Genomic DNA, 13,641 nt, shown 5'->3' with positions numbered 1-13,641 from the left:
ACGTCGGACTGGGCGGGTACCTCGGTGCACTCGCCGGGGCCGAACTGGCCCGTCCCGGTGCCGAGCGCCCCGGAGACCTGCGCCCCGGTGCCGTTGCCGTTGCTGCCCCAAGCGAACACCGTGGCCGACGCCGCGGTCGGCATCACGACGGACACCCCGACAGCGCAGGCGAGACCGCCGGCGATCCGTCCCAACCGCGTTGCGCCCGACATCCGTCCCCCTTGCCGCCGGCCGGAACGTCGCTGTGCCCCGGCCCACCCCTGACTGTGATGCACACCACGTCGGGCGAGATGCTCGAGCGCGCCGTGACTCTACATTCCGTGTCAACTGGCGAAGGTGCTGCCGACCTGCGCCTCGTGGCCGCGGCGGGGATGCCGCGGGCCAGGGAGGATCGCCCGGCTTGCACCGCGCACGGGTGGTGCAGTATTCCCGCATGGTCCCCACCGGCCCTGCCCAACTGCGGCCTTTCGACGACCGGGCGGATGCCCGGTCGCGGGCATGGCTCGGAGCGCTCCGATCAGGAGCGTGGAAGGTCTCCTATCGGTGGCGTGAAGGCGCTCTGAAAGGTGCTGGCTGGAGTACGCGTAGGGCAAGCTCGCCGGCACCCGCAGCTATTCCCAGGCAGCCACGATCTCGTCTGCTCCCAGCAAGAGGTCGGCTTTCACTCCATCGGCGGCACCGGTGCGGCTGACGACGACTAGACGTGCTCCGGCCGCCCCGGGCACCTTCGTCCGGTGTTCCAGCAGCGCGCGGTACTCCGACTCGTTGAACGGTTCGTCCGCGTGCCACTTGATTGACCCGACGAAGCCGATCTCCGTTGGCTGCGGCGCGTCTCCACCGACGAGATCGACCTCGGTTCGGTGGTCGCGGGTCCAGTAGGACCCGACAAACGCCGCGCCACCGGTCGCCGTCGCCAAGCGGGGGTCTGGCAGGAGGCGCTCCAGCGCCCCGCGGATGACGGGCTCCACCGCGCGCCCGCGGTACGTGTTCCAGTCGCGCAGGATCCGGTCGACCGTGATGTCGCCTCGGCCGCGTGAGATCTCCGCCATGTGCGGCCCGACGAAGCGCAACCAGAACCGCAGGTACGGGTCGAGGATCGTGTAGCGCGAGAACTTCCTGCCCGCCCCGACGGCATAGGGCGTGCTGCGCTCGACCATCAGCTTCGTCTCGACGAGAGCTTTCAGGGCGTCGTCGAGCGTGTTGCCCTTGACGCCTGCGCGGCTCTCAATCCGCCCCCGGGCGGTCTCGCCGTGGCCGATCGCTTCGAGTACGCGTCGCGCCATCAGCGACTTCTCGAACTCCGAGGCCATGATCCGCAGCGCCGTCGTGACGAACGCGTGATCATCGACGAGCGCGGAGCGTAGGAACTCCTCTGGCGAGGCACCCTTCCGCCAGCCCGCCGCTAGCAGCGGAAATCCTCCGACGATCAGGTACCGGTCGAGCGCATCGCTACTGTCCCGGGCCCCGGTTATCCGCGCGACGGCAGGCACGGACAGCGGCCGGAGCGCCAGCTCCAACGTCGGGCGCCCGTGCAGCGGAGACCGCTCTTTGACGAGCTCCTCCATCATCCGGACATCGCTGCCGACGCAGATGAGGAGCACCGGCAGCCGTTCGACGCCCCGATCCCATGCCTTCTGCAGCTCCGACGCGAAGCCGTCGTCGTGCTCCGTGAGATAGGGCAGCTCGTCGATGACAAGGATCATCGGGCGATCACGGGTGGCCCCGGTGCACGCCGCCTTCAGCGCCGCCGGCCACGAGTTGAACGCCGCTCCTGCAAAGGTACCCGCGGCATCCAGCGCGGACTCGGCCACGCCCTCTCCGAACTCGGCCAAGGCCTCGGGACGAGGCCGCTGAACAGCCTGATAGAAGCAGTACGGCAGACCGCTTCGATCACAGAACTCCTGCACCAGACGCGACTTCCCGACACGTCGGCGGCCCCGCAACCACACGAACCGTCCCTCGCCGGAGGACCGGACTTCATCGAGCTGGGCGTCGATGCGTCCGAGGACGTGATCGCGCCCGAGGAAGACGCTCATGAGATAACCATAGCCGACGTTACTCTCCAAAACTATGGTTATCTCGATTGAGGGTATGCCCCGCTGACGGTGCGCCCCCGGCCCGCCCCGCAACGAGCGAACCCCTCCCCTGACGTTCCTTCTTGGAACGCTAGGAAGAGGGGTCCAGAGTGGAGACGGTGGGAATCGAACCCACGTCCGCGATCGCGAACGGATGGCTTCTACGAGCGTAGCCGGCACTCTGATCTCGTCCCCTGGTCGCCTTGCCGGCGGGGTCACAGGGGACCAGCCTCAAAAAGATGTCCCCGGTTCGGCTGAGGCGGGCCTCTCCAGGTAAGTCGGCATCTGATCCCGGAACATCCCCACGGCCGACAGGCGGGGGCCGAGACCTCACGGCTTAGCTATGAACTAAGCGGCGAGGGCGTACTCGTGAGAGTCCGCACGTATGGTTTTTCCGGGGTTTTACGAGGCCACCCGGAACCTCGACTCGCAACCACCCGCACGAAGTCGACCACGTCGAAGCCTGTCGTCCCCATGGGGTGCACTTCATGACGAGTGTAGCGCGGCCCGTCCAGGACGGCCGGAGGGAGCGTTTCGGCGCCTGAAGTGATCCGATGTGCCGTGGGGCGCGAAGCACTGATAAGCACGAACGACCTGTCCGTGCGTGGGAGACACCCAACACACCACCTGGAGGACGCACGCTCGTATGCGCAAACTGTTTCTGAGCCTGTTCGCGATGATGCTCGTCGCAACGGGTCTCGTGGTCGCCGGTTGTGGTGATGACGACAAGGACTCGTCATCTGCTGCCGCCCCCGCGACCCAGACCAACGACACCGCCGACACGGCCGCCCTCGGCACCGAGTCCGGCGCCGCCGAGCTCCGTTCGACCCTGACATACGGGCTCGACGAGCACGTGTACCTCGCGTCGATCGCGATCGGCCAGGGCCTGAGCAACGGGCTCGATTCCAAGCAGTTCAAGGCTGCCGCCGACACCCTCGACACGAACTCTGTCGCGCTGTCGGAGGCCATCGGCTCGGTGTACGGCGATGAGGCCGGCACCGCGTTCCTGGGCCTCTGGCGCAAGCACATCGGCTTCTTCGTGGAGTACGCGAAGGCCAAGGCCGAGAAGGACGACGCCGCCGCCGAGAAGGCCGTGGCCGACCTCGACGGCTACCGGACGGACTTCGCCACGTTCATCAGCGGGGCCAACCCGAACCTCCCGGCCGACGCGGTCGCCGAGGAGCTCAAGCCTCACGTGGAGTCGGTCTTCGCCGTCATCCGCGCAGCGGCCACCGGCTCGCCGAAGCTCTACGAGCGCGTGGTGGAAGCCGCGTCGCACATGCCGAACACGGCGAACGTCCTCGCGGGCGGCATCGTCAAGCAGTTCCCGGACAAGTTCAGCGGTTCGGCCGACGCCGGAGCCTCCGAGCTCCGCGCGCTCCTGACCGACCAGCTGGTCGGCCATGAGTACCTCGCCGGCATCGCGGTCGCCACCGGCGTCTCCGAGGGCCTGGACTCGAAGGCGTTCGCGGCCGCCGCCGAAGCGCTCGACACCAACTCGGTGGCGCTGAGCGAGTCGATCGGCTCGGTCTACGGGGACGACGCCGCCAAGGCGTTCCTGCCCCTGTGGCGCAAGCACATCGGCTTCTTCGTGGCCTACACGAAGGCCAAGGCCGAGAAGGACGAGGCCGGTGCCAAGAAGGCCGCCGCGGACCTGGACGGGTACCGCACGGACTTCGGCGCGTTCCTCGAGGGTGCCAACCCGAACCTGCCCGCTGATGCGGTCGCCGAGGCCCTCGTGCCGCACGTCGACGCAACGTTCGCCGCGATCGACTCGGTCGTCGCCGGCAAGACCGATGCGTTCGACAAGCTGCAGGAGGCGGCCGGCCACATGCCGATGATCGCCAACACGCTCGCCGGCGGCATCGCCAAGCAGTTCCCGGACAAGTTCCCGAGCTCGTAGCTCGGGTCCCCGTCCTCGGGTCACCTGAGTGCCCCGGACACCGACGCCCGTCCCGCCGAGCAGGCGGGGCGGGCGTCGCCCGTTCACGGTCCCTGGCGTGACCGACCGCGCGGCGTCCTCGCCCCCTGTCGCACATGGAGTGATCGGGCCATGCGCGCCTTCGCGTAGATTTGTGCAGATGAGTGCACCCGAGCTGCTCGACGTCGCCTGGAACCTCGAAGACCTCGTGGACGGCCAGGGTCCCGCCGGAGTGGATCGTCTGCTCGACGAGGCCGCCGACCGTGCCACCGCGTTCGCCGCGTCGCACACGGGCAAGGTGGCGGCGCTCGACGGTCCCGGGCTCGCCGCGGCGATGCGCGAGCTGGGCGAGATCAGCGACCTCGTCGGCCGCGCCGGCAACTACGCCTCGCTGCGGTTCAGCGCCGACACGCAGTCGTCCGAGAACGGCGCGCTCATGCAGCGCTTCCAGGAGCGCGCCACGGTGATCGAGACGACCCTGCTGTTCTTCGACCTCGAGTGGGCGGCGCTGGACGACGACGTCGCCGAGACCCTCCTGCTGGCCGACGGCCTGGACCAGTGCCGGCACCACCTGCGCACCGCGCGCGCCTACCGTCCCCACCTGCTCTCCGAGCCCGAGGAGAAGCTGCTCGCCGAGAAGGCGATCAGCGGCCGCGACGCCTGGGTGCGCCTGTTCAGCGAGCTGACGAGCGCGATCGAGGTCCCGCTCCCCGACGCCGAGGCGCCCGTCGCCCTCGACGTCGCGATGAGCCGCCTGCAGTCCGGTGACCGGGAGGTGCGCCGCACCGCGGCGGAGGCCGTCACCACGGCGCTGGCCCCCGGCCTGCGCACCCGCGCCTACCTGCTCAACACCCTGCTCCACGACAAAGCGGTCGACGACCGCCTCCGGGGCTTCCCGACGTGGCTCTCGTCCCGCAACCTCGCCAACGAGGCGAGCGACGAGTCCGTGCAGGCGCTCATCGAGGCCGTCCAAGGCGCGTACGACGTGCCGCGCCGGTGGTACACGCTGAAGGCGAAGCTGCTCGGGCTGGACCGCATCGCGGACTACGACCGCGCCGCTTCCGTCACCGGCGACGAGGAGACCGTCGAGTGGCAGGACGCACGCGACATGGTGCTCGGCGCGTTCTCCGACTTCTCCCCCGTCCTCGGGGACACGGCCGCGCGGTTCTTCGACGAGCAGTGGATCGACGCGCCGGTCCGGCCGGGCAAGCGCGGGGGCGCCTTCTGCGCGTACACGACGCCGTCGGTGCACCCGTACGTGCTGCTCAACTACACGTCGCTGCGCCGGGACGTGCTGACGCTGGCGCACGAGCTCGGACACGGGCTGCACGCCGCCCTCGCGATACCCCGCGGGGTCTTCGAGCAGCACACCCCGCTCACCGTCTGCGAGACCGCTTCGGTGTTCGGTGAGACCCTGGTGTTCAAGCGGCTGCTGGACGAGGCCGACACGCCGCAGTCGCGGCTGTCCCTGCTGGCCTCCAGCCTGGAGGACGGCATCGCGACCGTGTTCCGCCAGGTGGCGATGAACCAGTTCGAGCACGCGATCCACACCGCTCGCCGGGAGGACGGCGAGCTGTCGGTCGAGCGGTTCGGCGATCTGTGGATCCAGAGCCAGCACGACCTGCTCGGGGACTCCGTCGAGCTCACGGAGGGCTACCGGTCCTGGTGGTCCTACATCCCCCACTTCATCGGCACGCCCGGCTACGTGTACGCGTACGCCTACGGGCAGCTGCTCGCGCTGTCCGTCTACCAGCGCTACGAGGAGGAGGGCGAGGCGTTCGTCCCGGCGTACATCGAGATGCTCTCCGCCGGGGGGTCGAAGAGCCCGGAGGACCTCGGGCGGATCGCCGGTCTCGACCTGACGGACCCGGGCTTCTGGACCAAGGGTCTCGAGCTGGTGCGCAAGCGACTCGAGGAGGCCGAGGACGCCGCCGACGCCGTCCTCGCGCAGCAGCCCGGGTGAGCACACCGGACCGCACCCCCTCCGGCTGGCTGCCGCCGGTCCCCGCGCCGCACCCGACCGCCGTCCGCGAGCCGCTCCCCGAGGGGCCGTCGCTGCCCGGCGTCCCGTCCGACCCGCCGCCCCCGCCGAGCAGGCGCGAGCAGTTCAACCGGATCCTCGGGCCGGTCGTCCTCGCCGCCGCCTTCCTGCTGAAGTTCGCCAAGGGCTTCTTCATCCTCCTGAAGGGCGCGAAGTTCCTGACGACCTCCGCCTCGATGCTCGTGTCGATCGCGGCGTACTCGCTCATCTGGGGCTGGACGTTCGCCCTGGGGTTCGTCGTGCTGCTGTTCATCCACGAGATGGGGCACGCGGTGCAGATGCGGCGTGAGGGGATCAAGACCTCCCCGATCGTGTTCGTGCCGTTCATGGGGGCCGTGATCGCGATGAAGGACCTGCCGAAGGACGCCGCCGTCGAGGCGCGGGTCGGGCTCGCCGGTCCCGTCATCGGCTCGCTCGGCGCGGCCCTGTGCCTGGTGCCCTACGCGCTGACCGGCGACGAGTTCTGGCGCGCGCTCGCCTTCGTCGGCTTCTTCCTGAACCTCTTCAACCTCGCGCCCGTGACCCCGCTGGACGGCGGTCGCGCGATGGCGGCGCTGACGCCGTGGATGTGGTTCGTGGGCCTCGGCCTGGTCTTCGTGATGGTGTTCACGTTCCCGAGTCCGATCCTGATCCTGATCGCCCTCATCGGCAGCTTCGACGTCTACACGCGCTGGAAGCGCCGCAACGGCCCGGAGGGCCGGGCGTACTACAAGGTCTCACGGGGCGTCCGGGCACGGGTCGCGCTCGTCTACGTCACCCTGCTGGTGTCGCTCGCCGCCGGGATCGACGCGACGTTCCTGGAACGCGACTTCGACGACGTCTGAGCGCCCGCGCGGGTCCGCTCAGCGGTAGCCGGCCTCGCGCAGCGCACGGTCGGTCTCGCGCTTCTGGTCGCGAGCCTTGATCGTCTCCCGCTTGTCGTAGGCGTTCTTGCCCCGGGCGAGCGCGATCTCGACCTTGGCCCGGGGGCCCTTGAAGTACAGCCGCGTCGGCACCAGCGTCAGGCCCTTCTCCTTGACCTGACCGACGAGCTTGTCGAGCTCGCGGCGGTGGATCAGGAGCTTGCGAGGTCGCTCGGGGTCGTGGTTGTCGCGGGAGGCCGGCCCGTACGGCGGGATGTGCACGTTGTGCAGCCACAGCTCGCCGTGCTGGACCGCGGCGTAGCCGTCCTTGATCTGGGCGGTACCGGTCCGCAGCGCCTTGACCTCGGTCCCGGTCAGCACCATCCCGCACTCGATCCGATCGAGGAACTCGAACCGGTGGGCGGCCAGCCGGTTGGTCGCCACGTCGCCCGACGCCATCTTGCGCTTGCCTGTGCCCTTCGCCATCGTCGGACCACCTTACGCGTCCGGCCCGCCGCGGCGCGGGTCGCGCGTCACGACTCGACGGGCCCGAGCTCCACGCGTCCCCGGGGAGGATCGATGCTCCGTACGTGCACGCGAACGGGATCGCCCAGCCGGACGGCCGCCCCCGACCCGCTCCCGTACAGGATCGTCCCCTGCTCGTTGAGCTCGTACCAATCGCCCCCGAGCCGGCGGACCGGCAGCATGCCCTCGTAGAGCGGGGAGCCCTCGGGCCCGAAGGCCACGAAGGCCCCCGCACCGATGAGGCCGACCACCTCGCCGTCGTACTCGCGGGGTGCTCCCTCCACGAAGATCTCGCGCTCCAGCAGGAACGCGCGTCCGACGTCGTCGGCGGCCCGCTCGATCTGCATCGCGTCGCGCTCACGCGCCGACGCCCACAGCCCGGCCTCCTCGAGGCGTGACGCCCGCGGGGCGTGCTCCCCGGCGCCGATGGAGCTCAGGAGCGCCCGGTGGCACACGATGTCCGGGGAGCGGCGGATGGGCGACGTGAAGTGGCAGTAGTGCTCGGAGCCCAGACCCGCGTGCCCGAGCGGCGCGGGCGTGTAGTGGGCCTGCTTCAGCGAGCGCAGGACCAGCGAGGTGAGGGCGGCCCGCCCGTGGCCCGTGCGTCGGACGTGCTCATCGACGAGCCGTGAGGCCTCCGCCACCGCGTCGGCCGCCTGGCGCGGGGTCGGCTCCTGCAGCATCGGTGGCGTCGCGACCCCGAGCGAGTCGAGCTGCTCCATCAGACGCAGGACCGCGGGAGGCTCGGGCTGCTCGTGCACGCGGTAGAGCGTCGGGACGCCGCGGTCGGTCAGCAGGGCGGCGACCTGCTCGTTCGCCGCGATCATCAGGTGCTCGATCAGCCGATGCGACTCGGTGGCGACGCTCGCGTGCAAGGCCACGACGTTGCCCTTGCGGTCGAACTCGAACTCGGGCTCGGAGGACTCGACCATGAGCGCGCGCCCGCGCTCGGCCCGGCGCGCACCGAGCGCGGTCGCGACCTCGCGGGCCGCCTCGAGCGGGCGGGCCCACGGGTCCTGCGCCCGCTCGGCTCCCGAGAAGATCCGGTCCACGCGGTCGTAGTCCAGGCGTTCGTCGGAGCGGATGACGCTGCGGTGGAACGCGACGCGGGCGACATCCGCCCCGTCGAAGTCCATCTCGACCGTGACCGCCAGACGGTCCTGCCCCGGCACCAGGGAGCACGCCTCGTTGGAGAGCGCCTGCGGCAGCATCGGCTCCACCTTGCCCGGGACGTACACGCTGGTGCCGCGCTCCATGGCCACGCGGTCCACGGGGCTCCCCGGTCGCACGAACGCGGTCACGTCGGCGATGTGCACCCAGACCCGGATGCGCTCGCCGTCGAGCCGCTCGGCGCTGATCGCGTCATCGAAGTCCTTCGCGGTGACCGGATCGATCGTGAACGTCGGCAGGTCCGTCAGGTCCCGGCGTGCCGCTCCAGCGGGATCGGCGTCGGTCGAGGCCCCGAGCCGGTCGCGCGCCTCGGCGGCGGCGGTCGTCACCCCGGGGGGGAAGCGGCGGGCCAGGCCCCGGTGCAGCATCAGCCCCTCGAGCACGTCCCGGGCGATCGACGGGTCACCCAGCACGCGTTCGATCCGGTCGTGGCCGCGGCCCGCGAGCGCCAACCGCACCAGCACGAGCATGCCCGGCCGGGCGCCCTTCTCGGCGGCGACGCTCATCCGCCGGCCGCGCTCGAAGACCGGGGCGACCGTCAGGAAGCGCCCGGAGCCCTCGACCACCCCGACGACGTGCGTCCTGGGCGGGCTCGCGAGGCGGCTCTCGTGTGCCGGTGCCCGCGTCGCGGGCCGTCCTCCCTTGCGCCCGCGGGCGCCGCCTGCCCCGGCCGGCCTCCCGCGGCGCGGCTGGCGGCCGTGACCGCGCGGGGTCACGAGGTCGTCTTCGCGCGCAGTTCGGACAGCGCCCGGTTCAGCGCCTCGTCCGGCTTGGTCTTCGGATCGTCCTTCACCTTCACGTCGGGGGTGATGCCCGCTCCCTGCGAGACGCCCTTCCCGCCCAGGTTGCGGCCGTCGGGCGTGAAGTACTGCCCGGCCGTGATGTCCAGCGCGCCGCCGTTGCTGAGCTCGATGACCTCCTGGAAGACGCCCTTGCCGAACGTCTTCGCGCCGACGACCTCGGCCCGGTCGCGGTCCTGCAGCGCGCCGGCCACGATCTCCGACGCGGAGGCCGTGTCACCGTCGACGAGCACGACGAGCGGGATGTCCTCGGCGACCGGGTCCCCGGTGGCGCTGAGCGTCCGCGTCGGCACCGACCGGCCCCGCGTCGTGACGATCGGACCGTCCGGGAGGAACGCGCTCGCGATCAGCTGCGCCTCGCTGACGAGGCCTCCGCCGTTGCGGCGCAGGTCGAAGACGAGGCCCTTCGCCCCCTGCTTCTGCACCTTGCGGATCGCCGCGTACACCTCGGCGTGCGCGCCCGAGGAGAACTGGGCGAGGTTGATGATGCCGACCTTGACGCCGTCCACGGTGCGGATGCGCGAGGCGACGACCGGCACGTTGACCCGCGCCCGCGTCAGCGTGTAGTCGCGGCGCTTGCCGTCACGGCTCACGGTGATCGTCACGTCGGTCCCGGGCGGACCCTTGATGCGGTCGGTCGCGGCCTGCTGCTTGACGCCCTTCAACGCCCGGCCCTCGACGGCGACGATCACGTCGGCGGGCGCGAGCTTGGCACGACTCGCGGGGGTGCCGTCGTACACCTCGACCACCCGCAGCCCGCTCGGGTGTGGGCTGACGACGAGCCCGACCCCGGAGAACTCGCTGTTCTGCACCTCCTGGAACTGCCGGTACTCCTTGGGGCTGAAGTACGCCGAGAAGCGATCGTCCAGGGACTCGACCGCTCCGGCGATGGCGTCGTCGGCCAGGTCCGCCGGGTCGACCTCGGCGTAGTAGCGGTCGGCGATGGTACGGAGCGCCTCGTCGATGACCCGGGTGTCCTCGTCCCCGACGAGCACGTCGCGCACCCCCGTGGGGAGGCCTTCGGGGTGCCCACCGAGCCAGACGCCGCCGGCGAGCAGCGCGAGGGCGACCGCGACGACCGCTCCGACGCGCCGGACCCTCCGGAACAGACCCTGCGGCGGGCGCAGGGGGCCTCCGGCCGGGTCGTGGCCCGGAGGCAGATCAGGATCGCGCAGCATCGTGCTCCCAGGGTACGGACCGCCGCTAAGGAGCGGCTCAGCGGTCGCGTCAGACCCGCAGGAAGCGGCGCAGGGACAGTCCGGAACCGATCGCGCTCACGGCGATGCTGGCGAGCAGCAGCAGCCCGCCCAGCGCCCCGATGCCGATCGTCTCCGGGGTGCCGATCAGCGCGAAGTCCGAGGCGAGCGGATCGATCACGGCGATCTTGCCCACCAGCAGCAGCAGCACGGCCATGCCGCCGCCGATCGCCCCCAGGACGATGCCCTCGATCACGAACGGCCAGCGGATGAACCAGTCGGTGGCGCCGACGAGCTTCATCACCTCCACCTCGCGCCGCCGCGAGAACAGCGACAGCCGGATGGTGTTGGAGATCAGCAGGACGCTCGCCAGCACGAGCAGGACCGTGAGCAGGCCCATCGCCCACTTCACCGCGCTCGTGATCGTCAGGAGCTTCTGCGTGTCGTCCTTGCGGTTGCGGACCTCGTCGATGGCCGGATCGATCGTGGTGCGCGCGCCGCCGGCCGTCACGGGGTTCAGCACCTCGCGCAACGCGGGCGCGTTGCCGGGCTTGTCCGGGGTCACGCGGAACGCATCGGGCAGCGGGTTGGTGCCCAGCAGCTCGTAGGCCTCCGGGTTCTTCTTGCGCTCGCGCTCGAGCGCCTCCTTCTTGGAGACGAACGCGACCTTGCCGACGTACTTCGTGTCCTCGACCAGCAGCTGGCGGACCCGTTCGACGTCCGCGGTCTTCGCGTCCTTCTTCAGGTACACGTCCACGAGGACCCGGCCGCGGACCTCGTTGGCCGCGCCGGTGGTCGCCTGGACCACCGGGATGAAGACGCCCAGGACCAGGACGGTGACGAGCACGGACGCGATGGCCGCGGCGGACGGGACCGCGTTGCGGCTGACCGAGCGAAATGCTTCCTTGACGAAGAAGGCGATGCGCATGGGTCAGTCCCGGAAGGCGGAGTCGAAGTCGTCGTCGTCGGCGAGCCGCCGCGGCGCGGGGGCCGGCTCACCGCGCATCAGCGCACCGAACTCGGCGGTCGACACGTCGCGCTGGTAGCCGCCGACGGCGTCGCGGATGATCCGGCCGTTCTCCAGCTCGATCACGCGGCGCCGCATGCGGTCCACCATGGCGTGGTCGTGGGTGGCGACGACCACGGTCGTACCGGTGCGGTTGATCCGGTACAGCAGCTGCATGATCCCGATGGACGTCTCGGGGTCGAGGTTGCCGGTCGGCTCGTCCGCGAGCAGGAGCGGCGGGTGGTTGACGAACGCGCGGGCGACGCTGACACGCTGCTGCTCGCCACCGGAGAGCTGGTCGGGGAAGCTGTGGAGCTTCAGCGACAGGCCGGTCAGCCGCAGGATGTCCGGGACCTTCTCGCGGATCTCCTTGCGGTGGGACCCGGTCACCTGCAGCGCGTAGGCGACGTTGTCGTGCACCGTGCGGTTCGGCAGGAGCTTGAAGTCCTGGAAGACGATCCCGAGGTTGCGCCGGTAGTGCGGCACGTTCTTGCGCGGCATCGTGGTGAGGTCGCGTCCCGCGACCTTGATGGTGCCGCTGGAGACCTCGTGCTCCTTGATGAGCAGGCGCATGATCGTGGACTTGCCGGAGCCCGTGTGGCCGACGAGGAACACGAACTCGCCGCGGCCGATGGAGAACGTCGCGTTCTCCAGGCCGACGTCCCCGGAGTCGTAGGTCTTGTTGACGCCCCGGAACTCGATCACGGGTGGCGCGACCGGCGTCCGGGGACGCTCCACGGACCCCGGATCCTGGTCAGGGCGCGCGGCGCGTCGGCGCGCGCGCAGGTCAGCTTCAGTAGCGGCCATCCCTCGGATCTTCGCAGACGTGCAGGCTCTTCCCTGCCGGCGCAAGGGCACTTGCACCCCCGGGGCAACGGCCCGCGCACCGCGCGATCTACACTCACGCCATGCCCAAGATCGCCTCGGAGACGCTCGCCAACGGTCTCCCGCTGCACCGCATCCACCTCGACGGGACCCGTGCCACCACGATCCTCGTCGCGTTCGATGCCGGTGCCCGGACCGAGCGTCCCGAGGAGAACGGGATGGCCCATTTCCTGGAGCACCTGGTCTTCAAGGGTGGCGAGAAGTACGACGACTACCGCAAGGTCAACGAGACCGCGGAGCGCATGGGCGGGTCGCTGAACGCCTACACCTCGCACGACCTCGTGGCCTTCCACATCACGGTGCGTGCCGAGGCCGCCCCGGAGGCGATCGACCTCCTGACCGACTTCGTGGGCCGTCCGAGGATCGACGCCGACGAGCTCGACCGCGAACGCGGCGTGGTCATCCAGGAGATCGCGCGGTACAACGATCAGCCGTCGGCGGTCGCCGAGCACCTCATCGACCGCGCGGCCTTCGGCGAGCACCCCCTGGGCCGCTCGGTCCTCGGTCCCGAGGAGCACCTGCGGACCTTCTCCCGCGAGGCCATCGTCGCGTTCCGCGAGCGCCGCTGGGCGGGGTCCCGGGGCGGGGCCTTCATCGTCGGCAACACCGAGCACGTCTCGTCCAACGGCGCGACCGCGGCGCTGTTCGAGCGCTTCCCCACGATCGCGGTCCCCGAGGCCTACGACCCCGCACCGGACTTCGTGCCCCAGACGCTGGTCGAGCGGCGCGACTCCAACCAGTCGCACCTGCGGATGAGCTACCGGCCCGACGTGGACGTCGACGACCGGCAGCAGCGCGCCGCGATGACCATCTACTCGACGCTGCTGGGCGGCTCGATGGGGTCCCGGCTGTTCGACGAGATCCGTGAGCAGCGCGGTCTCTGCTACTCGGTGCACGCCGTGGACCACGCCTATGCCGACGTGCCGGTCCTGCAGCTCTCCGCCGGCCTGGACTCGACAAAGTGCATCGAGGCGTACACCCGGATGCGGGAGATCGTGGGTGAGCTGCACGCCGACGGTCCGACGGAGGAGGAGGTCGCCCGCGCTCGCGCGTACGCCGCCGGCCGCCGCGTCCTGGCGTTCGAGAACACCAACGCGGTGGCGCGGTACGCCGCCAACCAGGCGATCGTGCACGGCGAGGACCTCGACCCCGACCAGGCGATCGCGGCGCTCGACGCGGT

Annotated in this window: 10 protein-coding genes and 1 other RNA gene; 4 read left to right on the top strand and 7 right to left on the bottom strand. The window is 70.6% G+C overall.

Features of this window, described 5'->3' with window-relative positions; all coding sequences use genetic code 11:
- Positions 1 to 611 precede the first annotated feature (611 nt).
- A complete protein-coding gene (locus tag ABYE80_RS08755) occupies positions 612 to 2,036 on the bottom strand; it encodes an ATP-binding protein (RefSeq protein ID WP_372789889.1) in 1,425 nt (474 codons plus the stop codon).
- Between the two features lie 147 nt (positions 2,037 to 2,183).
- Positions 2,184 to 2,549: a transfer-messenger RNA gene (gene ssrA, locus ABYE80_RS08750) on the bottom strand.
- 172 nt (positions 2,550 to 2,721) lie between these two features.
- On the opposite strand from ssrA, the gene ABYE80_RS08745 reads away from it, so the two are divergent.
- The 3 genes from ABYE80_RS08745 (at position 2,722) to ABYE80_RS08735 (ending at position 6,861) form a co-directional block, all read left to right on the top strand.
- Positions 2,722 to 3,978: a copper amine oxidase gene (locus ABYE80_RS08745; protein WP_372789888.1), complete on the top strand. Its 1,257-nt coding sequence runs from the start codon at positions 2,722 to 2,724 to the stop codon at positions 3,976 to 3,978.
- A gap of 178 nt (positions 3,979 to 4,156) precedes the next feature.
- Positions 4,157 to 5,959, top strand: a complete 1,803-nt coding sequence (locus ABYE80_RS08740; RefSeq protein ID WP_372789887.1) for a M3 family oligoendopeptidase — start codon at positions 4,157 to 4,159, stop codon at positions 5,957 to 5,959.
- Complete coding sequence (locus ABYE80_RS08735) at positions 5,956 to 6,861, top strand: site-2 protease family protein (protein WP_372789886.1); 906 nt, start codon at positions 5,956 to 5,958, stop codon at positions 6,859 to 6,861. The genes ABYE80_RS08740 and ABYE80_RS08735 overlap by 4 nt, the downstream gene beginning before the upstream one ends.
- Before the next feature lie 18 nt (positions 6,862 to 6,879).
- On the opposite strand, the gene smpB is transcribed toward ABYE80_RS08735, so the two are convergent.
- From smpB to ftsE, 5 genes are all read right to left on the bottom strand, one after another.
- Positions 6,880 to 7,365 carry an SsrA-binding protein SmpB gene (gene smpB, locus ABYE80_RS08730; protein WP_372789885.1) on the bottom strand — a complete coding sequence of 162 codons (486 nt, stop codon included), beginning with the start codon at positions 7,363 to 7,365 and terminating at the stop codon, positions 6,880 to 6,882.
- Between the two features lie 47 nt (positions 7,366 to 7,412).
- Complete coding sequence (locus tag ABYE80_RS08725) at positions 7,413 to 9,140, bottom strand: ribonuclease R family protein (RefSeq protein WP_372789884.1); 1,728 nt, start codon at positions 9,138 to 9,140, stop codon at positions 7,413 to 7,415.
- Between the two features lie 146 nt (positions 9,141 to 9,286).
- Positions 9,287 to 10,552, bottom strand: a complete 1,266-nt coding sequence (locus ABYE80_RS08720; RefSeq protein WP_372789883.1) for a S41 family peptidase — start codon at positions 10,550 to 10,552, stop codon at positions 9,287 to 9,289.
- A gap of 49 nt (positions 10,553 to 10,601) precedes the next feature.
- Positions 10,602 to 11,498, bottom strand: a complete 897-nt coding sequence (locus tag ABYE80_RS08715; RefSeq protein ID WP_372789882.1) for a cell division protein FtsX — start codon at positions 11,496 to 11,498, stop codon at positions 10,602 to 10,604.
- A 3-nt stretch (positions 11,499 to 11,501) separates the two neighbouring features.
- Entirely contained in the window at positions 11,502 to 12,281 is a 780-nt protein-coding gene (gene ftsE / locus ABYE80_RS08710; protein ID WP_372789890.1) for a cell division ATP-binding protein FtsE, read from the bottom strand.
- 203 nt (positions 12,282 to 12,484) lie between these two features.
- Between ftsE and ABYE80_RS08705 the strand changes: the two genes are divergently transcribed.
- Positions 12,485 to 13,641: M16 family metallopeptidase (locus ABYE80_RS08705; RefSeq protein WP_372789881.1), on the top strand; the 1,157-nt coding region annotated here is incomplete at its 3' end.

Origin of the sequence: Paraconexibacter sp. (genome assembly GCF_041602235.1) — a bacterium.
GTDB lineage: Bacteria > Actinomycetota > Thermoleophilia > Solirubrobacterales > Solirubrobacteraceae > Paraconexibacter.
The sequence above is the reverse complement of the archived record's forward strand: the minus strand, read 5'-3'. Positions and strand labels throughout refer to the sequence as shown.

What these genes read in the sequence shown, in the direction of transcription:
- ABYE80_RS08755 (WP_372789889.1), bottom strand. Translation starts at nt 2,036, where the DNA reads ATGAGCGTCTTCCTCGGGCGCGATCACGTCCTCGGACGCATCGACGCC.
- ABYE80_RS08745 (WP_372789888.1), top strand. Translation starts at nt 2,722, where the DNA reads ATGCGCAAACTGTTTCTGAGCCTGTTCGCGATGATGCTCGTCGCAACG.
- ABYE80_RS08740 (WP_372789887.1), top strand. Translation starts at nt 4,157, where the DNA reads ATGAGTGCACCCGAGCTGCTCGACGTCGCCTGGAACCTCGAAGACCTC.
- smpB (WP_372789885.1), bottom strand. Translation starts at nt 7,365, where the DNA reads ATGGCGAAGGGCACAGGCAAGCGCAAGATGGCGTCGGGCGACGTGGCG.
- ABYE80_RS08720 (WP_372789883.1), bottom strand. Translation starts at nt 10,552, where the DNA reads ATGCTGCGCGATCCTGATCTGCCTCCGGGCCACGACCCGGCCGGAGGC.
- ABYE80_RS08715 (WP_372789882.1), bottom strand. Translation starts at nt 11,498, where the DNA reads ATGCGCATCGCCTTCTTCGTCAAGGAAGCATTTCGCTCGGTCAGCCGC.